This window comes from Massilia agri (assembly GCF_024753255.1).
In the GTDB taxonomy this organism is placed as follows: domain Bacteria; phylum Pseudomonadota; class Gammaproteobacteria; order Burkholderiales; family Burkholderiaceae_D; genus Telluria; species Telluria agri.
The window spans coordinates 276,881-299,462 of record NZ_JANUHA010000004.1; the positions used below are offsets into that span (position 1 = coordinate 276,881).

Sequence of the window (22,582 nt, forward strand, 5' to 3'; positions counted from 1 at the left end):
GGCAAATGTAAAGCGAGGTAAAAGCGGCCGTGCGCGGCCGGTTCGTCCGGCTTGGTAGGATGGCAAGATGCACATCCTCTGGAGCTATCTGCGCCCGCACTGGCGCCTGGCCGCGCTGGCGCTGCTGCTGGCCGGCGTGGCGCAGGTCCTGAACCTGGTCGACCCGATCATCTTCGGCAAGATCATCGACGACTACGCGCTCAACCCCGGCGCCAGGACCGACGAGGAACTCGTCTCAGGCGTGCTGCGCCTGCTCGGCCTCGCGGTATTGGTCGCCCTGCTCTCGCGCCTGGCCAAGGCGCTGCAGGAATACGTGACGAGGCTCACCGTGCAGCGCCTGGGCGTGGCGATCTTCAACGACGGCCTGCGCCACGTGCTGCGCCTGAAGTACCAGGAGTTCGAAGACCTGCGAAGCGGCGAGACCCTGTCGCTGCTGCAGAAGGTGCGTGCCGACAGCGAGCGCTTCATCAACACCTTCATCAATACGGTGTTCGCCTCGATCGTCGGAGTGTCCTTCCTGGTCTGGTACGCGGTGACCAAGCACTGGCTGCTGGTGCCGGTGTTCCTGGTCGGCGTGCTGGTGCTGGGCGGGCTCACCGGCCTGCTGAGCCGCGAGATCAAGACCCAGCAGCGCTCGATCGTGCGCGAGACCAACCGCAACTCCGGCTTCATCACCGAGTCGCTGCGCAACATCGAACTGATCAAGAGCCTCGGGCTGACCTTCACCGAGATCCGCCGCCTGCGCGAACAGACCGACAGCATCTTCGCCCTCGAGATGCAGAAGGTGAAGCGCATCCGCCTGCTCTCCTTCCTGCAGGGCAGCACCCTGAGCCTGCTCAAGCTGGCCATCCTGTTCGCGCTGCTGTGGCTGATCTTCCGGCACGTGCTGTCGACCGGTGAGCTGATCGCCATGCAGTTCATTTCGGTGGCGATCTTCGCGCCCCTGCAGGAACTGGGCAACATCATCCTCGCGCACCGCGAGGTGGAAGCGTCGCTGCTCAACTTCCGCAACCTGATGGACAAGCCGATCGAGCGCCGGCCCCAGGACTTCGTCGAGATCGGCCCCCTGACGCAGATCCGCTTCGCCGGGGTGGGCTTCCGCCACAAGGGCGCGTCCGAGGACTCCCTGGTCGACATCTCCTTCAGCGCCTCGCTGGGCCAGACCGTGGCCTTCGTCGGCCCGTCCGGTTCCGGCAAGTCGACCCTGGTGAAGCTGCTGGTGGGCCTGTACACGCCGGCGCGCGGCAAGGTCTATTACAACGAGACCTCGACCGAAGACCTGCGCTACAACGAGGCGCGCCGGCAGATCGGTTTCGTGACCCAGGAGACCAATCTGTTTGCCGGCACCATCCGCGACAACCTGCTGTTCGTGAAGCCGGATGCGACCGACGCGCAGATCATGGCGGCCATGGAACAGGCTTCCTGCGCCAACCTGGTCGAGAAGTCGCCGCAAGGGCTGGACACCATCATCGGCGAGCGCGGCATGAAGCTCTCGGGCGGAGAGAAGCAGCGCCTGTCGATCGCGCGGGCGCTGGTGCGCGCACCGCGCCTCCTGATCTTCGACGAGGCGACGTCGGCGCTCGATTCGCTCACCGAGGAACAGATCACGAACACCGTGCGGCAGCTTTCTTCAAGCGCCACCCGGATCACGATTCTGATTGCGCACCGCCTGTCGACCGTCATGCATGCGGACACGATCTACGTGCTGGAGAAGGGCCGCATCGTGGAGACCGGATCGCACGAGGCGCTGGTGGCGCAGAAGGGCCTGTATTACGCGATGTGGCGCCAGCAGATCGGCGAGCGCCCGGTGCCCGCCGGCGCTATTCAAGCGTCCGAGGGATAGCGCAGCCCGATCTGCGCACGGATGTCGTCCAGCAGCGCCATCAGGTTGAGGCTGTCGTCCAATGTCATCCAGGGGTGCTCGAGCAAGCCTTCGCGCAGGCAGCGGCCGGCCTCGATGGCCTCATGCGTGTAGCCGTTTCCCAGGTAAGGCGTCGGGATGGTGCGCGAGGAACCATCCTGCAGCTCCACCGTGATGCGCTCGGCGAGGTGGAACATGCGGTGCATGCGGATGCTGCCGCTCGTGCCGGAGACCACCAGTTCCGAGGCCGAGCGGGCGCGCATCGAGCAGCTGCAGATCGACAGCGTGCCGCCGCTGTGCTTCATGGTGAAGGCGGTGCTCGCATCGACGCCGGTATCGGTGAAGACGGCCTGCGCGCGCACGCTCTCCACCTGGCCCAGCAGGGCGCAGGCGATCGAGAGCGGGTAGATGCCGAGGTCGAGCAGGGCGCCGCCGCCCAGCTCGAGCTTGTTGACGCGGTGTTCGGGGTCGAGCGTGGCGGAATAGCCGAAGTCGGCATGCACCTGGGTAATGGCGCCGATCTCGCCGGAGGCCATAATGCGCTTCACTTCCGCAAGGGCCGGCATGAAGCGCGTCCACATGGCTTCCATCAGGAACAGCCCCTTCGCACGGGCCAGCGCCACGACTTCACCGGCCTCGCGCCGGTTCATGGTGAAGGGCTTTTCGCACAGGACAGCCTTGCCGCCTCCTAAGGCCAGCAGGGCGTTCTCGGCATGCATGGGATGCGGCGTGCCAATGTAGATGATGTCCACGTCCGGCGCGTCGGCCAGTGCCTCGTAGGAGCCGTAGGCATGCGCGATGCCGAGTTCGCGGGCAAACGTGTCGGCGCTGTCCTGGGTGCGCGAGCCGACCGCGGCCAGCACCGCGCCGGGCGCATGCTTCAGGCCGAGGGCGAAGGCGCGCGCGATGCCGCCCGTGCCGAGGATGCCCCAGCGTACCGTGTCCTTCATCAGATGTCCCCCTTCACCTTGAGGTAATCCTTCAGCACGTCGACCACCAGCTGGTGGTCGTCCGGCCCCGGCAATCCCGAGACCGTGATGGTGCCGACCTGGCCCGTTCCCTTGACCACCACCGGGAAGGCGCCGCCATGAGCAGCATACTCCCGTGGATCGAAGCTGGGAATGGCGTCGTAGTCGAGACCGTTCTGGACCGCCTCGGTATGGATGTAGAAGGAGCTGTGGCCGGTGCGGTTGGCGAGATTGCTCTTGCGGCGGATCCAGTCCATATGGTCGGGTGGCGCCCCCTCCATGCCATGCGCGAACAGCACCTGGCCATTGCGTGCGATCTCGACGGTGACCACCTGCTTCTTCGCTTTCGCCCGCTCGACCAGTTTCAGGCCGATGTCGAGCGCCATGTCATTGCTGAAGCGTTCGAATTGCAACAGCGCTTCCTGGCGGCGCAGCAGGTCCAGCGCCGTGCTCGTGTTCTCCTTGTCGCTCATGCTCGGGTCCTTCGGTGTCAGTTCGGACAGGGCGGCGCTGACGTAGACCAGCGGCGCGTTCCAGTTGATGGCGACCTCGTTGCTGGCGAAGCTGCATACGTGGTCGAGATAGGACAGGGCCGGCAGGGTGCTCGGGTAGGGCGGGCATTCGGCCTTGTCCTGCTGGAAGGGCTGGGGACCGCCCGTGACCCAGCCCGGCACCGGCGCGGCCACGCTGTCGCCCTGCGAGGGGCGGTGGTGGGGATGCAGGGAAGGACGCGCGCCGAAGCCGGTGACGAAGGAATAACCGAGCGCATTGCGGCCCAGCACGTAATCCAGCGCCGACTGGCCCGCCAGGAGATAGTCGCGCTTGCCGTTCAGGCGGTAGCCCTGCAGCAACATCATGGCCTGGTTCAGCATGACGGCATTGCTGCCCCAGACGAAGTCCGACGCTTTCATCGGCACCCGGTAGCCCGAGGTCCGCCATTCGCGGGCCAGGCGTTCGGCCAGGCCGTCCGCGCGCGCCGAGATCAAGCCGCGGTCCGCCAGCGGCGTCAGGCGGTCGCGGTGGTGGGCCAGGGACATCCAGGCCAGGCCGCGCACATCGTCCCAGGCAGGGTAGGTGCTCGACACCGTCTCCGGCTGCATCGCCGTGTAGTAGCTGTCCTTGCCGGTCGTGATGTAGAGCTCCGCCGCGGCCCAGGCGAATTCGTCGTCCACGCGGGCATCGCCGTATTCTCCGGTGATCACGTCCGGCGGATTCTTGAACAGCACCGCCGGGTTGGCCTGCGCCCACTTCCATGCCGATTCACTTGCCGCCAGCATCTTCGCCGCCATGCCCGGATACTGTTTCTGGTACGGCGCCAGCACCCGGCTGGCCGCCGCCATGGTGGCGGCGAAATTGAGGGCAGCCGAGGTGCTCTTGGCCACCACGTAGCGCGGCGCCGATTGCGCCAGGTGCGGCATCACCATGGCATCGAACTTCAGGTTGGTGAGCTTGTGGTAGACGCCGCCGTCCGCCGGGTCTTGCATCGACAGCATCCACTCGAGGTTCCACATGGCCTCGTCGACGACGTCGGGCACGCCGTTGCCGGACTCCGGGATGTTCACGTCCAGGCGCTCGAACCAGCGCGGGAAGTGCTCGAAGGCCGCCAGCAGGGTATAGGTCGAGATGCCGGAACTGGGCAGGTATTTGTTGTAGTCGCCCGCGTCGTACCAGCCGCGGCTACTGGCGATGACGGTGCCGGCCGGACGCTTGCCGGATGCGGCCGAAGCGTGGACCACGACCTTGTCGTCCGGATGCCCGGCCGGGCGGGCCCAGGCGCCGGCGTACTGCGGGGCGAGCGCGATCGCGGTGCGGTTGAAGTAAAAGGCCTTCAGCGAGGCTACGCTCAGCGCGCGGTAGTTGTCGGGCTTGACCGGGAAGGCGTCGGACAGCGGCAATCCATCCACCTTGATGCGGTACTGCCCGGGCGCGACGAGGCCCGTGAAATCGGCGATGCGGACGGTCTCGCCGGAGGCGTCCCACCTTGCCGGCGCGCCAAGCGTGCCGGAGAACACCGGCTTGCCGCCCGCGGCCGGCACCACCTCGAAGCGCGTGCCGGCGCCCTGCGGCACCACGGCCAGCTTCTGGGAGCCGGGCAGGAAGCCGATCTGGTTGACCTTGACGATGCCCGGGGCGGCCGTGGCGCCACCCGTGGCGCACAGGAGGAGCAGAATCAGGCGCTTCATGCCGGCACCGCCTTCGCCTGCGCGTCGGCCGCCGGCGTGCTGCCGTCGTCGTGGTGGAAAGGCGCATACCAGGTCGCGAGGAAGGAGGGAATCGTTGCAACCATCACGAACACGAAGTAGCTGACGTAGCCCATCATCTCCTGCAGGTGGCCGCTGACCACGCCCGTGGCCATGCCGCTCAGGGCCATCAGGCCGGTGCCGAAGGCATAGTGAGTGGTGGTGTACTTGCCGGGCGCGAGCTGCTGCATCAGGTAGATCATGAAGCCGACCGCGCCGAAGCCGAAGAAGAATTTCTCGATCACGACGCCAAGCGTGATGGCGAGCAGGCTGCTCGGCAGGTAGATGGCCATGATGAGGAAGGTGACGTTGGGGATGTTCACCGCGCAGCACAGCACGAACAGCGTCGATTTCAGGCCGCGCCTGGCCACGTACCAGCCGCCCAGCAGGGAGCCGAGCAGCACGGCCGCGAGCCCATAGGTGCCGTAGATCAGGCCGAGCATCTCGTTCGACAGGCCCAGTCCTCCCTTGGTGACCGGATCGACCATGAAGAAGGGCCCGATCTTCTCGAGGAAGCCGATGCTGAGGCGGAAGAGAAAGGCGAAGGCGATCATGCGCCACACGCCGCGCTTCTGGAACAGGGTAGCGAAGGCGTCCAGCAGGATGCGGCCGGCGTCGCGCACGCTGGAGGGCGTATCGGCGGCGCGTGCCCCCTGTGGCATGAAGCGCAGGTGCCACAGCGCCATCAGGAGGGTGATGCCCGCGACCAGGAAGAAGATGACGCGCCAGGCGTCGATCCAGTCCGGGCCGAAGACCTTGGGGTCATGGCCGAACACACTGGTGTGCAGGTAGCCGCTCAGGTAGACCATGCCGCCGGCGGCGACGATGGGACCGATGTTCCAGGACAGGCTCTGGATGCCGCAGTAGAGCGACTGGGCGCGGGTGTCGAGCGAGGTGACGTAGACGCCGTCGCTGGCGATGTCCTGGGTGGCGCCGATGAAGGACAGGGCGAAGAAGACCACCATCAGGAAGCCCATGTAGCCGGGCAGTCCGAGGGCCAGGCCGACGCCGGCGAAACCGAGGCCGATCAGGACCTGCGCGCACAGCACGAAGAACTTCTTGGTGCGGTACATCTCGACGAAAGGCGCGAACAGGGGCTTGATCGTGTAGGCCAGGATCAGGAGGCTCGAATACTGCGCGGCGCGGCCGTTGTCCATGCCCAGGTTCTTGAACATGATGGCGGTGACGCTGGTGAGCATCACGTAGCCGAGGGCCATCGTGAAGTAGCCGGTCGGCACCCAGAGCAGTGGCGAGACCGCCGGTTTAGCGCTGCGCATGATCACGCTCTCCTTGCTGGTGCAGGGCTGCGGGCGGGGCCGAACGCAGGCGGCGGCGTGCATGCACCGGCGGATGCTGCGCCAGGTGGTCGGACAGGATGGCGGACGCGCCGCTCAGGGCCGGGTAGGGCGCGGTGATGACCCAGGTCGGGATCCTTGCCGTGAAGGCGCTGAAGCGGCCCTTCTTCTCGAAGCGGGCACGGAAAGGCGAGTCGGCGAAATACGGTCCCAGCTTGGGCACCACGCCGCCGCCGATATAGATGCCGCCCTGTGCCCCCAGCGTCACCGCCAGGTTGGCGGCCACGGTGCCGAGCATGCCGCAGAAGCAGTCCACCGCTTCGCGGCTGAGGGCATCGGCGCCCGAGAGCGCACGGGTGACGATGTCGGCCGGGCTCAAGCCCGGCGCCGGATCGGCGCCGCGGCTGGCGGCCAGCGCCTCGCGAATCAGGGCGATGCCGGGACCGGAGACGAAGCGCTCGGCCGAGACGTGGTCGAAGCGCCGCCAGCAATAGCGCAGCACGTCGACCTCGCGCTCGTCCAGCGGAGAGAAGGCGACGTGGCCGCCCTCGCTGTGCAGCGGCACCCAGCGGCCATTGCTGGGCACCAGCCCCGACACGCCCAGGCCGGTGCCCGCGCCGACCAGGCCGATGGCGCTGCCTGCACGTGCCACGCCGCCGCCCACCTGGACCAGGTCGGAGGCTGCCAGCACCGGCAGGGCCATGGCCAGGGCCGTGAAGTCGTTCACCACCAGCAGGGTCTCGAGTTTCAGCTCGGCGCGCGCGCCGGCGATCGAGAAAGCCCAGTGGTGGTTGGTCATGCGGATGGCGTCGCCGTCGACCGGATTGGCGATCGCGATCACGGCATGTTCCACCTGCGCGTCGAAGTGCGCCAGATAGGCGTGCACTGCGTCCTCGAAGCGCGGATAGTCTGCGCAGGGGAGCGTCAGCATGGCCGTGATGGTCCCCTTGCCTGTCTCGAGCGCGAAGCGCGCATTGGTGCCGCCGATGTCGGCCAGCAGGCGCGGGGAAGCATCCACGCGGCCTGGAATGTAATCGTGCATGTCTCCTCCTGCTATTGTTTTATGTCGCCTGCCGGCGTGGGGTCATGCCCCGCGTGCGGCGAGGAATTCCCGGTACCACAGCGCGCTGTCCTTCAAGGTGCGCTTCTGGGTCGCATAGTCGACGTGGACGATGCCGAAGCGCTTGGCGTAGCCCGAGTTCCATTCGAAATTATCCAACAGGCTCCACAGGAAGTAACCCTTGACGTCGACACCATGGACCATCGCCGCATGCAGGGCCTCCAGGTGGCTGCGCACGAATGCGATGCGCTGGGCGTCGTGCACCTGGCCGCCTTCGACCACATCCGGCGCAGCCATGCCGTTCTCGGTGATGTAGATCGGCGGCAGCTCGTATTCGCTTTTCAGCTTGAGCAGCAGCTCCGGCAGGCCCTCGGGGTAGATCTCCCAGCCCATGTCGGTGAAACCGTGCTTGCCCGGCATGGGCTTCGGTGGATTGTCGGCGCTGCACCAGGAACGGAAGTAGTAGTTACAGCCCAGGAAATCGATCGGCTGCTTGATGATGTCGAAGTCGCCCTCCTGGACCTGCGGCGCGTTGGCGCCATGCACGCGCAGGGCCAGTTCCGGATAGTGTCCCTTGAAGATCGGGTCCATGAACCACTGTGTCGAGCGCGCGTATTCGAAGGCGGCCAGGTCGCGGTCGGCCTGGGAATCGGTGGCCGGGTCGGCGGTCCACTGGTTCAGCACGATGCCGAGTTTCGCCGGGCTGCCGATGGCGCGCATGGCGCGCATGGCCAGGCCGTGCGAGAGCAGCAGGTGGTGCGAGACCTGGATCGACTGTTTGAGGTCGCGTACGCCGGGCGCGAACTGGGCGTTGCCGTAGCCGAGGTTGGCCGTGCACCAGGGTTCGTTGTGGGTGGCGATCGCCTCGATCCGCTTGCCGAAGCGGCGCGTGACTTCATAGGCATAGTCGGCGAAGCGGTGGGCGGTCTCGCGATTGAGCCAGCCGCCGCCGTCCTGCAGGGCCTGGGGCAGGTCCCAGTGGTAGAGCGTCAGGTGGGCGCGGATGTCTTTTTCGGCCAGGGCGTCCAGCAGGCGGTCGTAGAAATCGAAACCCTTCTCGTTCCAGGCGCCCTTGCCGTCGGGCTGGACGCGCGACCAGGCCATCGAGAAGCGGTAGGCGTCGACGCCGAGGCTGGCCATCAGGTCCACGTCTTCACGGTAGCGGTGGTAGTGGTCGCAGGCGATGTTCCCGTCGCTGCCGTCCTTGATGTTGCCCGGGGTGGCGCAGAAGGTGTCCCAGATCGAGGCTCCCTTGCCGTCGGCGCGGGAAGCCCCCTCGATCTGGAAGGCGCTGGTGGCGATGCCCCAGGTGAAGTCGGTCGGAAAATCGCGCACGCTGTCGAAGGCGGAAGTAAACATTGGACGTTGGGTCATGGAGCGTTGTGAATCGAGGTGAAAAAACGGCGGGCCGGAACCGCTGTCCCGGCCCGCCGTGCTGCCCGACTTCGATAGGCGGGAATCAGAAATCGAAGCCGGTGTTGATGCCGATGGTGCGTGGCGGCTTGTACTGGGCCAGCCATGGACCGAAGCCGTTGAAGGCGCTGGTCTTGATCTTCTTGTCGTTCACGTTGCGGACGAAAGCGTCGACCCACCAGCCCTTGTTCTGGTAGCGCAGGCCGAGGTCGGCGCTGGCCCAGGCTTCCTGGCGGTCTTCGGGTCCGTAGTTGAACACCGAGAGTTCGGCGTCGGTCTCGTAGTGCGCCGTCACGCGCGGCACCAGGGTGCCGCCGTTCGCCAGGTTGAAGGTGTGCTGGTACATGATCGTGGTCGAGAAGCGCGGCGCGTGCGGCAGGGTGTTGCCGGTCACGTCGAGGCAGCGGTCGAACTCCGGCTTGGCGGCGCAGGGGCTCGGCAAGGTGTAGTCGTTGGAACCGGCAATCAGGGCGCCGAGCTTGGTCTTCAGCAGGGCGAAGCTGACCGACAGGCGGTCGCTTGGGCTCAGGCGCGCCGCGATCTCCGTCTCCAGGCCGTAGACTTCGGCGCCTTCCGCATTCTCGATCGACAGGCCGCGGCTGCCGTCCGAGAAGTTGACCGGCGAGTTGAACTGGAAGTCCTTGAAGTCCATGTAGAACAGGGCGTTGTTGACCTTGACGGCGCCGCCATTGAACGAGCTCTTCGAGCCGATCTCGTAGTTGGTGAGCGTTTCGGGCTGGTAGGTCAGGCCACGGTCCTGGGTGCCACCGGACTTGTAGCCGGTCGAGACGCTGCCGTAGACCATGTGGTCCTTGCTGATGTCGTAGTTCACGCGCGCCAGCCAGGTGGCTTTGCTGCCGGTGAACTTGCCGTCGTTGCCCGGCACGTCTTCGGCCAGGCCCGGATGGGTGCGCGGATCGATCGAGGGGTTCAGCGGGATGCCGGGCGCGTTCAGGGCGCTGCGCCAGGTGTAGGCGCGGCCGCCGATGTTCTCGCGCTTGTCGTGGGTGTAGCGCACGCCGCCGGTCAGGTGCAGCTTGTCGGACACGTTCCAGGTGGCCTGGCCGAAGACGGCGGCCGAGTCGACCGTTTCCTTCGGCTGGACGAAGGAACCCTGCCAGGCAACGCTGCCGCTGTCCTTGGTGCCGTTCATGATCGGGATGTCGAAACGGATGCTGTTCTTCTCGGCGCCGTAGTAGAGGCCGGTCTGCCAGTCGACGGTGCGGGTGCCGGTGGATTGCAGCAGCAGTTCATGGCTGTGGCTGCGGTAGTCGGAGTCGGTGGTGGTGTGCTCCTGCCACACGGCGCCGGAGATGACCGAGGTCGGCACGTTGGCGCCGCCGTCCTGGTCGAAGCGCATCGTGCCCTTGTACTTGGAGTAGCCGGCCACGTAGTGCAGGGCCATGTCCTGGCCGATGTCCCAGCTCAGGCGGCTGCGCACGTTGTGGCTGGTGCGGTCGATCCAGGGGGCGCTGTCGCTCAGAATCGACCAGTGGTCCTGGCCGGGGCGGGGTTTTTGCATCAGGTTGGCGCTCGGGGTGCCGCGGTCGTCGAATTTTTCGTAGGCGATGTTCCAGCGCACGTTCGGCGTGATCTGCCACAGCAGGCTCAGGCGGGCGGCGGTCTGGTCCTGGGCGTTGTACTTCCTGTCGCCGACGGCGAAGTCGTTCGGGTTGATCAGGCGGAACTTGGCCGGGTCGCCGCCCGCGGCGAGATAGGCGGCGCGCTGCTGGGCTTCCGGCACGCCCGGGAATTTCTGGTAGTCGACGTAGCCGTCGTGCTGCTCATGGACCACGGCGAAGCGCAGCGCGGCATTGTCCGAGATCGGGATATTGACGGCGCCGCGCATGCCATAGCGGTTGTAGTCGCCGATGCCGCCTTCGACGTAGCCGGCGCGGCTGCCCAGCTCCGGCTTGACGGTCTGGATGTTGACCGCGCCGACGGTGGAATTGCGGCCCCACAGCGTGCCCTGCGGGCCGCGCAGCACCTCGATGCCCTCGACGTCGAACATCAGGGCGGTGGCGCCTTCCGCGCGCGGCGAGTAGACGTTGTCCACAAAAGAGGCGACTTCGGGGTCGGCGTACTGGGTCTTGGCGCTGTCGTTGCCGATGCCGCGCAGGGTCATGGTGGTGACGCCGTGGTCGCCCTGGGCGGTGGCCTGGAAGCCGGGCACCAGCTGGACCACGTCGAGCATGGTCTGCACGTGGTTGTCGGCCAGGGTCGCGGCGGAGAGGGCGGTGATCGCGATCGGGGTCTTCTGCAGCGAGGTCGAGCGCTTGGTGGCGGTGACGATGACTTCGGCCATGCCGTTGCTGTTCACCGCCGGAGAAGGGGTAGCGGCCGGGCTGGTGGCGGCTGCGGGGTTGGCGGCGTCGCCCGGACGGGCCATGTCGGCTGCGGTCTGGGCGGATGCGCTGCCGATGCCCGCGACAAAGGTGAGGACGGCCAGCTGGATGGGGGCGAAGGTCAGGCTCAAACTCGGGCGCGTGACGCCGCGACGCTGCGGTGCAGAGGTTTCCATGTTGTCTCCAATATTCGAATTATCTTGTTTTATTGCTCGTATGCAGATGTTTCAAGAAATCGGTTTCATAAATCTTGAAAACGATTTCATGCTAAATCTGCTTCGGAGCAGATGTCAAACGAAATTTTAAAAAAGTTAATGAACGAGCGTTCTGTTTGCGTTAGTGCAAAAGCTATGAAAGATTTTCATGGCGTGGTAAGCTGGGGTCTGTCATCCGACCGGCATATCACTCATGAAGAACGACGAGAGCAGCAGCGGCACCACCACCCTGAACCAGGTCGCGAGCGCCGCCGGCGTCTCTCCCGCCACGGTGTCGCGTTTCTTGAACGGCACCGCCAAGGTCTCCGATGAAAAGCGCCGCACCATCGAGCGCGTGATCGAAGAGCTCAACTACAAGCCGAACCGACTGGCGCAGAGCCTCAAGATGGGCAGCACCCGCACCATCGGCGTGCTGACCCAGTCGCTCGAGAGCGGTTACTTCAACCGCGCCATGGTCGGCATCGAGGATGCGGTCAAGGAGTCCGGCTATGCCCTGCTCATCATGAGCGGGCACTGGCATGCGGACGAGGAGGCCGAGCGGGTCGAACTGCTGATCGGGCGCCGCGTCGATGGCGTGGCGATCCTGACCGGGAATATGAGCGACCGCCAGATCCTCGACTTCTCGCGCCGCGTGCCCATCGTCGCCTTTGGCCGCAAGGTGGCCGGCGAGCGGGTATTGAGCTTTGGCCTCGACAACTACCGCGGCGCCTGCGAAGCGGTCGACTTCCTGGTCGAACAGGGACACCGGCGCATCGCCATGATCACCGGCCCGGCCGACCACGAGGATGCGCGCGCACGCCTGGCCGGCTACCGCGACACGCTCGCGAAGCACCGCATCGAGGTCGACCCGAACTTGACGGTGCCGGGCGACTTCCAGGAGTCGGGCGGCCTGCTGGCGGTGAACCAGCTGCTCGCCTCGAACCAGCGCTTCACCGCCATCTTCGCCGGCAACGACCTCACCGCCTATGGCGCGCGGCTGGCGCTCTACCGCCGCAGCATCCGGGTGCCGGACGATATCTCGATCGTCGGCTTCGACGACCTGCACAGCTCGATGTACACGACGCCGCCCCTGACCACGGTGCGCCAGCCGCTCTACGAGGTGGGCACCAATATCGGCCGCATGATGCTGACCATGCTGGGCCACGGGCAGCCGGGCATGGACATGCCGCCGCTGAGCCTGATCGTGCGCGAGTCGGTGCGCCGCATCTGAGGCTTGGTCCGCATCCTGTGGCGCCAATTCATGCATTTCGCATGAAATGATAAATATCGCTTGCTATTAAATAGCGTGCTATGTATTATGGCTCCGTGTTCAGCAGATGGCAGCTGAACGGGAAGGGAAGAACTCATCCCGTGCGCCGCCAGTGTTATATAGCGCGCTATACAATAGCGTTTTAATCATGGGCATCGCCCAAACAGACAAGGAGCATCACCATGGCAATCGAAAAAGTCCTCTACCGTGCAAACGCCAAAGCCACCGGCGGCCGTGACGGCCGCGCCGTCTCCTCCGACAATGCGCTCGACGTCAAGCTGTCGACCCCGAAGGAACTGGGCGGCGCGGGCGGCGACGGCACCAATCCTGAACAGCTGTTTGCCGCCGGCTACTCGGCCTGCTTCCTGGGCGCGATGAAGTTCGTGGCCGCGCGTGACAAGCTGAAGATCTCGCCGGACGTGTCGGTGCAGGGCAGTGTCGGCATCGGCCCCATCCCGACCGGCTTCGGCATCGAAGTGCTGTTGCAGATCAGCCTGCCGGGAGTGCCGGAAGAAGAGGCGCGCACCCTGATCGAGCGTGCCCACATCGTCTGCCCCTACTCGAACGCTACCCGCGGCAACATCGACGTGACCTTGCAGCTCGTCTGAAGCACGGTCCGGCTTGCCGGAAAAGGAAAGCCAGCCCTGTCGGCATACCGGCAGGGCTGGCTTTCTGCATTTTTTGGCAACGCGTTCGCTGATGTCCCGGTATTCCTCATCTACCGAGCTGAGCTATTTCAGTATTTCACAGTTCAGATATTAATCGCAGGTAATAGGCGTCGCAAATAAGGGATATAAATAATCTGAAGAATATATCGATTTCTTGTCGGTTTAATTATTCCATTTGGCCCAATGTTTATTGCTCTCGGCCGATTTGAATTCCATTTTATTTACCAATTACCAAGGACTTGCTTGGCCCTGATTCGTGCGCGAGTCACGCGAGCTCAGCAATATTTGCTTACATTTAGCCGAATTTCGGCCATGAATACGGTGGATTTGTCCGCTTCGATAGCTGTTCGCCAAGGAAGTTGTCATCTTTGCGTCGACGTAAAACAACGCTCCGAAATATTTTTCCGCGCGGCAAACAAAAAATTTTTCCGGTCGTTAAAATTGCCTCCCATCAGCTTCCTGACGAATTAATTTAAACGGTCAGGATCGGCTGGCACTTAAGAAACTCCACCGAAAAAATTTAACAATCTTCTTAGCAATGCAAACCACTGTTTCTTCTCAGCGTTCGTTCTCCCTCGCGCAAACCCAGCAGTACGCACTGCCTGTCCTGTTCGCGCTGTTCGGCCTGATCATGGGCTCCTGGGCCGGTCGTATCCCGGCGCTGGCCGAGCGTGTGCAAGTGTCGCACTCGGCCCTGTCGATGGTCCTGCTGTGCGGCGGCCTCGGCGCCGTCGTGTCCTACCCGATCTCGTCCTTCCTGATGGGCCGCTTCGGTGCCCGCAAGTCGCTGCTGATCTCGGGCATGGCCCTGCTGTGCGTACTGGTCTCGATCGGCATGGCGCCGACCGTGCCGCGCCTGATGCTGTCGGTCCTGATGCTGGGCATCACCGCGAGCACCTTCGATGTCGCCATCAACTCGGCCGCGACCAAGCGTGAAAAGCTCACCGGCAAGTCGGAACTGTCGATGCTGCACGGTATCGGCTGCGCCGGTGGCCTGGCGGGCGCGACCCTCGGCAGCCTGATGGCCAGCATGAAGATCGCTCCGGCAACCCACTTCCTGATGCTGGCTGGTCCCCTGGCCGTGGTGCTGTGGGGCGCGTTCACCATGATGGACGCCGACGACAGCGTCGAAAAGGTCGAGAAGAAGTCGTTCTCGCTGCCGCGCGGTCCGCTGGCACTGCTGGGCCTGCTGGGCTTCCTGGGCTCGATGTCGGAAGGCAGCATCGCCGACTGGAGCGGCGTGTTCCTGAAAGAGCACTTCGGCGCGTCGGACGGCCTGGCGCCCCTGGCCCTGTCCTCCTTCTCGGTCATGATGCTGCTGTCGCGCATGGTTGGCGACAAGCTGAAAGTGCGCTTCGGCGCCCAGCGCCTGGTCACCCTCGGTGCGATGGTGTCGGCAAGCGGTCTGTTCTTCGCCGTCGTGGCCCCGAACGCCTACGTCGCCCTGGTCGGTTTCGCGATCGCCGGCCTCGGCCTGTCGCTGCTGTTCCCCTTCGTGTTCAGCGCAGCCGGCGCCCAAGGTCCGATGGCCCTGGCGGCAGTGGCCAGCATGGCCTACAGCGGCAGCCTGATGGGCCCGCCGGTGATCGGCGCCGTCGCCCACTTCGTCGGCATGAAGGCAGCCATGGCCTACGTCGGCGGCCTGTCCCTGGTCATCGCCATGGTCGCCAGCCGTACCCGCCTGCTGAAGTAAGCAAGAGATTCGCCGGCCCGCCGGCACCCCTCCTCGCGCGGCGCAAGCCGCCTTCCAACGCAGACGCCCGCAAGGCCGTCTGCGTTTTTTTTGCTCCGTTTGCGCCGCGCCAAGCCAGCCCGGCACTGGAAGAACTTCGCCGGGCCCGCCGCCTCCAAGAAGGGTTCGCACATTCCAGGGGGTGTTCATGTCCAGCACAATCGATGCGGCCGCGGTGACAGCGTTCCATGACGAAGAACTCGCGCGTCCCGGCTGGCCGGCGCCGCGCCAGATCACCGAGCTGTCCGGCCCCTGGCGCGCCATCCACGCCAATCACCGCTGCAATTGCCTCCTGTGGCAGGAAGAAGACCGCGCACGCCGCGTGGACGTGCCCTCGATCGAGATCGCCACCAGCAAGCGCCTGATCGACCGCTACAACCAGCAACGCAACGACGCCGTCGAAGAGATCGACGAAGCCCTGCTGGCGCTGCTGGGCCTGGACCCGCCCGGCCCCGGCGCGCGCCTGTCGAGCGAGACGCCGGGCGCGATGATCGACCGCCTGTCCATCCTCGCACTCAAGATCCACCACATGCGCCTGCAGACCGAGCGCAGCGAAGCCGGGCGCGAGCACGTGCAGGCCTGCAGCGCGCGGCTGCAGCGCCTGATCAACCAGCGCCACGACCTCGCCGCCTGCCTCGACCAGTTGCTGCATGAAGCGCGCGCAGGGCAGTCCTACTTCAAGGTTTACCGCCAGTTCAAGATGTACAACGATCCCGCCCTCAACCCCTACCTGTACGGGGGCGCCGGCACGCAGGACGGCAAGGGGCTGGCTTGAGCCTGCCGCGCATCGACGTGCTGGTGCCGAGCTGCGGCCGGCCGGCGGCGCTGGCGGTGACCCTGGCCACCATCGGCGCCCAGGACTACCCGGACCTGCGGGTGGTGGTGTCCGACCAGAGCGAAGACAGCAGCGCCCTGCGCCAGCCCGAGGTGGTGGCGGTGCTGCGCTGGCTGCAGGCCAGCGGCCGCCCGGTCGACGCCTGGCGCCACCTGCCGCGCCGCGGCATGGCCGAGCAGCGCGCCTTCCTGCTGGCGCAGGCCCATGCGCGCTACTGCCTGTTCGTCGACGACGACGTCATCCTTGCCCCGTGGCTGCTGCGGCGCCTGCGCGAGCTGCTCGCGCAGCACGGTTGCGGCTTCGCCGGCAGCGCCGTGCATGGGCTGAGCTACCTCGGCGAACGGCGGCCGGCGCAGGAAGCGGTGGCGTTCTGGGAGGGCAGGGTGGAGCCGGAACTCGTCGCGCCGGGCGGGCCCGCATGGGGGCGCCACCACCTGCACAGCGCGGCCAACCTCTTCCACCTGCAGCAGCGCCTGCACGCCTCGCCTGCCGAAGCGCGCGCCTACCGCGTCGCCTGGGTGGGCGGCTGCGTGCTGTACGAGACGGCCAGGCTGCGCGCCGCAGGCGGTTTCGACTTCTGGCCCGACCTGCCGCCCCAACACTGCGGGGAAGACGTGCTGGCGCAGCTGCGTGTGATGGCGCGCTTCGGCGGATGCGGGATCCTGCCTTCCGGGGCCTTTCACATGGAGCTGCCGACGACCCTGCCCGGACGGGAGGTCGATGCGCCGTGGGTGCTGGGGGCGGACCCGGGCGGGGCCGTGTCCTGGCCCGAAGAAAACTGAGGCCGGCGATGGCCTGGGACAGGAGAGACGGCATGGAAGGCGGCATGGCGCCGGGCAGGGAGCATCACGTGGGGCAGGACATCGAATATGCTGGCGGGCCGCACGGCGGGGAGCGGCTGCGTGGCGTGGTGAAGATCGGTGTGCTGCGTCCGAATGCGGTGGGCGACTTCGTCTTTGCGCTGCCCGCCCTGCACGCACTGAAGCAGGCCTATCCGCAGGCCGAACTGGTCCTGCTCGGCAAACCCTGGCATGCCGGTTTCCTCGCGGAGCGGCCCGGGCCGGTGGACCGGGTCGTGGTCATGCCGCAGGTCGCGGGTGTCGGCGCGCCGGAAGACGCGTGTTCGGACCAGCGGGCGATCGATGACTTCGTGGCGCGGATGCGCGCCGAGGCCTTCGACATCGTGGCGCAGATGGTCGGCGGCGGGCGCTATTCGAATCCCTTCGCCCTGCGCCTGGGTAGCCGCCTGACAATCGGCGCCCGCGCGCAGGGAGCCGCAGCGCTCGACCGCTGGGTCGACCATGTCGAACCGGGCAACCGGCGCCTGGCCCTGCTCGAGATCGCCGCGCTGGCGGGGGCCAGATTGCCGCCCATGGCGCGCGAGCTGGAGGTAACGGTGGCCGACCGTCAAGAGGCGGCGCGCATCCTGCCGCCGGACCGTACACGTCCGCTTGTTCTGCTGCAGCCAGGCTCGTCCGATCCGCGCAGATGCTGGCCAGCCGAACGTTTCGCCGCTGTCGGGGATGCGCTGGCGACGGCGGGCGCCCTCGTGGCCGTCAATGGCATGGCAGGCGAGGTGGGCTTGGTGCGACAGGTGATTGCGGGCATGCGCCACCCTGCGATCAACCTGGCGGGCGCGCTCCAGCTGGGCGGCCTGTGCGGACTGCTCGAACGTAGCACGCTGCTGGTCTCGAACGACACCGGGCCCCTGCACCTCGCGCTGGCGATCGGCACCCCGGCCGTCGGGGTGTTCTGGCATACCAACCTGGTGGATGGTGCTCCCTTGCGTCCCAGCCTCCTGCGCGCGGCAGTGTCCGCGCAGACCCGTTGCCGCACATGCGGCATCGACAACCGCGCGCGCCGCTGCGCGCATCAGGAGAGTTTCGTCGACGAGGTGACGGTTGACGAGGTGCGCAGCCTGGCCCTGGAACTGTTGCAGGACCGACGGCACAAGGAATGGTCCTCCGATGGGGTACCGGTCCATGGGGCTGGATAACTTGACCGACTGGCGGAGCAGGGAAAGGCCATTTTGGCGTGGGTGTGCCGCGGTCATGCGGCGATAGAACGACGCAACAACGTCACATGGGCCAGCCCTTGTCGCATCGCCGGCAAGATCCGAGGGGGCACGATACAAGGGAATGTACGCGGGTCTCACCAATATGGCCACATTCCCGCCGCGCGCTGTCCGCTGGGCGCCGTTCCGGCGAGCAGTGCGCGAGCATGCTCGAACACGACGGCGGAGCGCTCGGCGGCCGGATCCCAGATGCATCGGTGGCGCAGGCGGTCCAGCGGCGCCCAGCGTGCGATGTCGGCCTTGCTGAACACGACGACACTGTTCAGGCCGAGCCCGGCAGCGATGTGGGAGACGCCCGTGTCGTTGCAGATCAGGAGGCGTGACCGGCTCATCAGGGCGGCCATGGCGCCGATCGAGATCGGGGCCGCGGCTTCGATCACCGGCGAGCGCATGTGGCTGGCGACGGCGCGCGCCAGGGGGGCTTCGTCGGCCGAGCCGGTCAGGACCGTGTCGAGCCCGAACTCGGCGTGCAGCTGGTCGGCCACTTCGGCGAAGCGCTCCGGGGGCCAGCATTTGTCGCGCTTGCGTGCGCCCGCGTGGATGCAGATATAGCTGCCGGGCTCCAGCTCAGGCGCGACCTGGCTGGCTTCGAGTTCTTCGACATCATCGCGCCGCAGGGGAAATTCGAGGTGGCTGCCCATGGCCGGGGCGCCGAGGCGTTCGGACAGGTGCAGCAGACGTTCGGATTCCGCACCGGCCTCGGGATAGGGCAGCAGCAGGGTCCGGTCCGTTTGGGTCGCTTCGCTGCGCGAGAAGCCCGCCATGGTGCGCGCGCCGAAGCCGGCGACGATGTGATTGGTGACGTCGCCGCTGCCATGCAGCTGCAGGGCCAGGTCGAAGCCCTGGTCGCAGACGGTGGCGTAGAAGGCGGTCAGCTCGTCGTGGCGCACCGCCTGCTCGGGCAACAGCGGGTGGCCGGGAAAGGCCAGGAATTCGTTTACGTAGGAGGGGAAGCGCTGGGCGAATTGCGTCGCCCATGGCAGGCCGGTCAGCACGATGCGTGCTTCCGGCAGTGCGGCCCGCAGGGCGCGCAAGGCCGGCACTGCGCACAGCATGTCACCGAGCTGCAGGGCGCGGAACACGATGACGCTGCGAATGTCATGACGTTGGAGGAATGAGCGGCGATTCATGTGTTCCCCAATATTGTTCTGGATATTCTTGCGTGACCGTGACCGTGACCGTGACCGTGACAGCACGCGCACCCACCTGCGTTCGCCCCCGCACCTGCACGCGCACCTACATCCACACCTAACCGTTCCCAAGCTGTATCTAACTCGTACCTAACCCGTACTCCGGCCGCTCCCGCACCTGGATCCAAACCCGTACCCACACCGAACCCGTATCCAGAATCGACCCGGCACCCGTATCGCGTTCCGAGCCGGGGCTTCCTGCAAGCTTCAAGCAAGCGGTGCGGTCTCAATCGCCGCCGAGGCGATCGAGCACGTTGCGTGTAATGCGTTCCACCTGCCGGTCGCGGGCGTCGCCCAGTACCTGGGCCCAGTCGGTCGTGCCGGCCGAGAACACGGTGCCGCCGCGCCGGAACACGCCCATCGCCGCGAGGTGCACGCCTTCGCCGGGACCATGGCGTTCGCGCGGCGGCAGTTCCTGCCAGCGCCGGTCGAGTTGGCAGGCCGCCAGCAACTGGTAGCCGTCCGGGGTGCCGGCCTCGTCGCGCCAGGCCGAGAGCAGGGCCGTGCCATCGGGCGCGACATGGTCGACTGGCACGCCGTCGCATTCGTAGCCCGCCAGCGGGGGCCAGGTGTCGCGTCCGAGCGTGTCCCCGTGGGTGAAGCCGGTGCCGGCGAAGACCCAGTGCTCCGGTTGCTGGACCACGTAACCTCGGGTATCGCGGGGCCCGTCCCACCAGCCTCCGCCATGCCGGTAGCTGCTGCCGGTAAGCTGGTCCTCCGGGCGCCCGGCTCCCGTCGACGGCCACCAGTGGTCCCATGCCCCCCGTTTGCTGCCCTGGTGGCAGACCATGGCACTCGCATCGTCGACCAGATGGATGCGCCACCAGCACAGATTGGCGCCGAAGAAGGCGAGGTTGCCGCCATCAGCCACGAAGTCTTCGACGGCGTCGCGCGTGCGCTCGGTCCAGTACTCGTCGTGGCCGACGCTCACCAGCAGGCGGTAGTCGCGTAGCAGCTCGGGCTGCTCGTGAATGTCGAGGTCGGTGCAGAAATCCGCCGCATAGCGATTTCTCGCCATCCAGCGGATGAAACGGGCGTCCCAGTGGGCGAAGGTCTGGCGCGCGGAACGGCAGTCGTAGTGGTCTGGCGCGCCCCAGGTCTCGCCGCCGATGCCGCCGCCCGGCCGGCGCAGTGACACCCGTGCCCCCGGCGGCTGCGCCGAGCGGGGCGGATTGGTATAGAAGCAGGCGCCGCCGCTGCTGTTGTAGGCATGCCAGGTGGCGACGGGAAGCTTGTACAGCATGCGTTGCCGCGCCTGCTCGCCGCGCACGACGAACAGTGCGGCGCCGCAGTCGGCCGACAGGCGCAGGGGCATGCCCTGCGGCGTCTCGAAATGGGCGAGGTAGACGCCCGATGGCCAGCCGGCATCGGTCTCGACCCGGTAGGCGGGCCATTCCCAGTCTTCGTCTGCGCGGCCCTCCGGCGCCTGCTCCGCGTGCAGCCAGCTGCTGCGCCAGACCGGCACCAGCCCGTCCTCCCAGCGATGGATGGCGATGCGAAAACGCGCCTCGTCGCCTGCGACGTGCAGGGTCAGCGGCTCGCCGGCCTGCACGCCGGGGCGGCCCGGGTAGCCGCGGATCATGCGGGCAGCTCCGGCTCTTGGCGCTTGGTGACGAGGAAGGGCGGCATCGCCAGCGCATGCAGGGGCATCTGGCGGAAGGCGGCCACGGCCTCGAAGGGTGTTTCGACGATGGGTTCGTCGTGGCCGTTGAAGGAGGTGTTGAGCAGCACCGGCACGCCGGTGCGCACCTCGAAGCCTGCCAGCAGGGCGCGCAGCAGCGGGTCGTCGCTGGGGCTCACTGTCTGCAGGCGGGCGGTGCCGTCGACGTGGGTAATGGCCGGCAGCATCGGCGCGATCTCGGGACGCACCGGGGCGGCGAACTGCATGAAGGGAGAAGGGCCGCTCAGTTCGAAATAGGCCGGCGCCCGTTCTTCCGGCACCACCGGGGCCAGGGGACGGAACCACTCGCGGCCCTTGACGCGTGCGTTGATCCAGTCGCGCACGCGGTCGCGGCGCGGGTCGGCCAGGATGCTGCGGTGCCCCAGCGCCCGCGGCCCGAATTCGCTGCGGCCCTGGTAGAGACCGACCACGCGGCCGCTGCACAGCAGGTCGAGCATGCGCGCGCACAGGGCGTCGCGCCCGCGCGGCTGTTCGATGACGAGGTCTTGGGCACCCTGCAGCGCGGCCTCGATATCGGCCAGCTGGGGTGGCGGCCCGAGGTAGTCGGCGCTCCAGCGAAAGTCGCAGCGTTGCCCGGCCACTTCGGCCAGGCCGTAGACCGCGCAGCCGAGCGCGGTGCCGGCGTCGCTCGGGGCGGGCGGCAGGAACACGCGCCGGAACGGGGTCTCGCGCAGCAGGCGTGCGTTGGCCGAGCAGTTCAGGGCCGTGCCGCCGGCGAAGCACAGGTGCTCGGCGCCGGTCTGGCGGTATAGCCAGTGCGCCAGTCCCAGCAGGGCCTCTTCGAAGGCGCGCTGGCCGGCGGCGGCCAGGTTGGCGCAGTCGGTGAAGCGCGCATCCAGGCTGCCGAAGCGGAAGCGCTTGCGCTCGCGCAGCAGCGAGCGCCAGGCCTGGGGAATGCCGACGGCCATGCCCTCGACATCGAGCGCGGGCAGGCCGAGCGCGTCCGGGTCGCCGTAGGGCGCCAGTCCCATGACCTTGCCTTCGTTTCCTTCGCCGGGGAAGATCGCCTGCGTCAGCAGGAAGTAGAACATGCCCAGGCCCACCAGGCGCTCGTCGTCGTGGCGGCCGCCGTCAGGGGGCCGGACCTGCTTGCCGATACAGTTGACGCCTCCCGCGCGCGTGGCGGTGTAGAAGGAGGAGACCTCGCGCCAGTCGCCCGGTGTCTCGGTCGCGCCGCTCCAGTGTTCGGTGAAGTCGGCCACCGGACTACCCTGGCCATCGATCACCATCACCGCCGCCTCCTCGAAAGGGGAGGGGTGGAACACGCTGTACAGGTGGGCCAGGTGGTGCGAGATGCGGGCCCGCCGCGCGCCGTGCGCCAGGCGCAGGGTGGCGGCCAGTTCTTCCTCGTACAGCGGCAGCTGCCGCACTTCCTCGTCGGAGGAGAAGCATTCGACCACGATGTCGACCGGCCGGTCGAGCCCGGGCAGGCGCGGGGAATAATGGTCGCGCAGGTCGCCGGGCTTGCCCCAGTGGTGCTTGCGCCGCGTGAGGCGTTCTTTCTGGATGGCCCAGGCCAGATGCGAGCCCTGCATCAGGCAGATGCTGGCATCCTGGGTCCGGTTAATGCCGAGCACAATAGGAAAATCATCCATGGTCCTCTCCAGTGGGGGCGGCGAGCAGCGATCAGCCCAACTTTGAGCCGGATGAGCAGCGAATAGTTCGCGCGGCGAAGGTGCGCAGCTCTGATCGGGTCGGACGAAGGCGTGCGCGAAAGGCGGTATCATCAAGCACCGCGTTCTCTACCTTGCCGCCC

16 protein-coding genes are annotated in these 22,582 nt (G+C 66.7%); 7 read left to right on the top strand and 9 right to left on the bottom strand.

From position 1 onward, the window contains the following. Positions 1 to 67 precede the first annotated feature (67 nt). Positions 68 to 1,843: an ABC transporter ATP-binding protein gene (locus NX780_RS08290; protein WP_258827392.1), complete on the top strand. Its 1,776-nt coding sequence runs from the start codon at positions 68 to 70 to the stop codon at positions 1,841 to 1,843. Here the strand turns inward: NX780_RS08290 and NX780_RS08295 are convergent. The 6 genes from NX780_RS08295 to NX780_RS08320 all read right to left on the bottom strand — a co-directional run bounded on the left by NX780_RS08295 (position 1,825) and on the right by NX780_RS08320 (position 11,358). Next, positions 1,825 to 2,811 carry a Gfo/Idh/MocA family protein gene (locus NX780_RS08295; protein WP_258827393.1) on the bottom strand — a complete coding sequence of 329 codons (987 nt, stop codon included), beginning with the start codon at positions 2,809 to 2,811 and terminating at the stop codon, positions 1,825 to 1,827. The genes NX780_RS08290 and NX780_RS08295 overlap by 19 nt on opposite strands. Next, positions 2,811 to 5,012, bottom strand: a complete 2,202-nt coding sequence (locus tag NX780_RS08300) for a heme-degrading domain-containing protein (RefSeq protein WP_258827394.1) — start codon at positions 5,010 to 5,012, stop codon at positions 2,811 to 2,813. The genes NX780_RS08295 and NX780_RS08300 overlap by 1 nt, the downstream gene beginning before the upstream one ends. Further along, positions 5,009 to 6,346: an MFS transporter gene (locus tag NX780_RS08305; RefSeq protein ID WP_258827395.1), complete on the bottom strand. Its 1,338-nt coding sequence runs from the start codon at positions 6,344 to 6,346 to the stop codon at positions 5,009 to 5,011. Before NX780_RS08305 ends, NX780_RS08300 begins: the two co-directional genes overlap by 4 nt. Then, a complete protein-coding gene (locus NX780_RS08310; RefSeq protein WP_258827396.1) occupies positions 6,333 to 7,406 on the bottom strand; it encodes a glucokinase in 1,074 nt (357 codons plus the stop codon). Before NX780_RS08310 ends, NX780_RS08305 begins: the two co-directional genes overlap by 14 nt. Positions 7,407 to 7,448: 42 nt before the next feature. Then, positions 7,449 to 8,798: a GH1 family beta-glucosidase gene (locus NX780_RS08315; RefSeq protein WP_258827397.1), complete on the bottom strand. Its 1,350-nt coding sequence runs from the start codon at positions 8,796 to 8,798 to the stop codon at positions 7,449 to 7,451. Between the two features lie 85 nt (positions 8,799 to 8,883). Next, positions 8,884 to 11,358, bottom strand: coding sequence for a TonB-dependent receptor (locus NX780_RS08320; protein WP_258827398.1), 2,475 nt, complete (start codon positions 11,356 to 11,358; stop codon positions 8,884 to 8,886). A gap of 232 nt (positions 11,359 to 11,590) precedes the next feature. Here NX780_RS08320 and NX780_RS08325 point away from each other — a divergent pair, with 232 nt between their 5' ends. From NX780_RS08325 to NX780_RS08350, 6 genes are all read left to right on the top strand, one after another. Beyond that, the gene (locus tag NX780_RS08325) at positions 11,591 to 12,607 is read left to right on the top strand and encodes a LacI family DNA-binding transcriptional regulator (protein ID WP_258827399.1); all 1,017 of its coding nucleotides are present in this window, start codon (positions 11,591 to 11,593) and stop codon (positions 12,605 to 12,607) included. Between the two features lie 221 nt (positions 12,608 to 12,828). Next, positions 12,829 to 13,254: an organic hydroperoxide resistance protein gene (locus tag NX780_RS08330; protein WP_258827400.1), complete on the top strand. Its 426-nt coding sequence runs from the start codon at positions 12,829 to 12,831 to the stop codon at positions 13,252 to 13,254. Between the two features lie 598 nt (positions 13,255 to 13,852). Then, the gene (locus NX780_RS08335) at positions 13,853 to 15,007 is read left to right on the top strand and encodes an MFS transporter (protein ID WP_258827401.1); all 1,155 of its coding nucleotides are present in this window, start codon (positions 13,853 to 13,855) and stop codon (positions 15,005 to 15,007) included. 187 nt (positions 15,008 to 15,194) lie between these two features. Continuing rightward, positions 15,195 to 15,821, top strand: coding sequence for a DUF4254 domain-containing protein (locus NX780_RS08340; RefSeq protein WP_258827402.1), 627 nt, complete (start codon positions 15,195 to 15,197; stop codon positions 15,819 to 15,821). Then, entirely contained in the window at positions 15,818 to 16,663 is an 846-nt protein-coding gene (locus NX780_RS08345; protein WP_258827403.1) for a glycosyltransferase family A protein, read from the top strand. The genes NX780_RS08340 and NX780_RS08345 overlap by 4 nt, the downstream gene beginning before the upstream one ends. A gap of 32 nt (positions 16,664 to 16,695) precedes the next feature. Beyond that, a complete protein-coding gene (locus tag NX780_RS08350) occupies positions 16,696 to 17,877 on the top strand; it encodes a glycosyltransferase family 9 protein (protein WP_258827404.1) in 1,182 nt (393 codons plus the stop codon). A 155-nt stretch (positions 17,878 to 18,032) separates the two neighbouring features. Here NX780_RS08350 and NX780_RS08355 read toward each other — a convergent pair whose 3' ends face one another. The 3 genes from NX780_RS08355 to NX780_RS08365 form a co-directional block, all read right to left on the bottom strand. Next, a complete protein-coding gene (locus NX780_RS08355) occupies positions 18,033 to 19,085 on the bottom strand; it encodes a glycosyltransferase family 9 protein (RefSeq protein WP_258827405.1) in 1,053 nt (350 codons plus the stop codon). A gap of 286 nt (positions 19,086 to 19,371) precedes the next feature. Next, positions 19,372 to 20,727, bottom strand: coding sequence for a N,N-dimethylformamidase beta subunit family domain-containing protein (locus NX780_RS08360; protein ID WP_258827406.1), 1,356 nt, complete (start codon positions 20,725 to 20,727; stop codon positions 19,372 to 19,374). Continuing rightward, positions 20,724 to 22,421 carry a carbamoyltransferase family protein gene (locus NX780_RS08365; RefSeq protein ID WP_258827407.1) on the bottom strand — a complete coding sequence of 566 codons (1,698 nt, stop codon included), beginning with the start codon at positions 22,419 to 22,421 and terminating at the stop codon, positions 20,724 to 20,726. The genes NX780_RS08360 and NX780_RS08365 overlap by 4 nt, the downstream gene beginning before the upstream one ends. Positions 22,422 to 22,582 lie beyond the last annotated feature (161 nt).

Excerpts from the sequence above, each read along its gene's own strand:
- NX780_RS08310 (WP_258827396.1), bottom strand. The coding sequence starts at position 7,406 with ATGCACGATTACATTCCAGGCCGCGTGGATGCTTCCCCGCGCCTGCTG.
- NX780_RS08300 (WP_258827394.1), bottom strand. The coding sequence starts at position 5,012 with ATGAAGCGCCTGATTCTGCTCCTCCTGTGCGCCACGGGTGGCGCCACG.
- NX780_RS08305 (WP_258827395.1), bottom strand. The coding sequence starts at position 6,346 with ATGCGCAGCGCTAAACCGGCGGTCTCGCCACTGCTCTGGGTGCCGACC.
- NX780_RS08360 (WP_258827406.1), bottom strand. The coding sequence starts at position 20,727 with ATGATCCGCGGCTACCCGGGCCGCCCCGGCGTGCAGGCCGGCGAGCCG.
- NX780_RS08355 (WP_258827405.1), bottom strand. The coding sequence starts at position 19,085 with ATGAATCGCCGCTCATTCCTCCAACGTCATGACATTCGCAGCGTCATC.
- NX780_RS08365 (WP_258827407.1), bottom strand. The coding sequence starts at position 22,421 with ATGGATGATTTTCCTATTGTGCTCGGCATTAACCGGACCCAGGATGCC.
- NX780_RS08335 (WP_258827401.1), top strand. The coding sequence starts at position 13,853 with ATGCAAACCACTGTTTCTTCTCAGCGTTCGTTCTCCCTCGCGCAAACC.
- NX780_RS08330 (WP_258827400.1), top strand. The coding sequence starts at position 12,829 with ATGGCAATCGAAAAAGTCCTCTACCGTGCAAACGCCAAAGCCACCGGC.
- NX780_RS08290 (WP_258827392.1), top strand. The coding sequence starts at position 68 with ATGCACATCCTCTGGAGCTATCTGCGCCCGCACTGGCGCCTGGCCGCG.
- NX780_RS08350 (WP_258827404.1), top strand. The coding sequence starts at position 16,696 with ATGGAAGGCGGCATGGCGCCGGGCAGGGAGCATCACGTGGGGCAGGAC.
- NX780_RS08325 (WP_258827399.1), top strand. The coding sequence starts at position 11,591 with ATGAAGAACGACGAGAGCAGCAGCGGCACCACCACCCTGAACCAGGTC.
- NX780_RS08295 (WP_258827393.1), bottom strand. The coding sequence starts at position 2,811 with ATGAAGGACACGGTACGCTGGGGCATCCTCGGCACGGGCGGCATCGCG.
- NX780_RS08320 (WP_258827398.1), bottom strand. The coding sequence starts at position 11,358 with ATGGAAACCTCTGCACCGCAGCGTCGCGGCGTCACGCGCCCGAGTTTG.
- NX780_RS08315 (WP_258827397.1), bottom strand. The coding sequence starts at position 8,798 with ATGACCCAACGTCCAATGTTTACTTCCGCCTTCGACAGCGTGCGCGAT.
- NX780_RS08340 (WP_258827402.1), top strand. The coding sequence starts at position 15,195 with ATGTCCAGCACAATCGATGCGGCCGCGGTGACAGCGTTCCATGACGAA.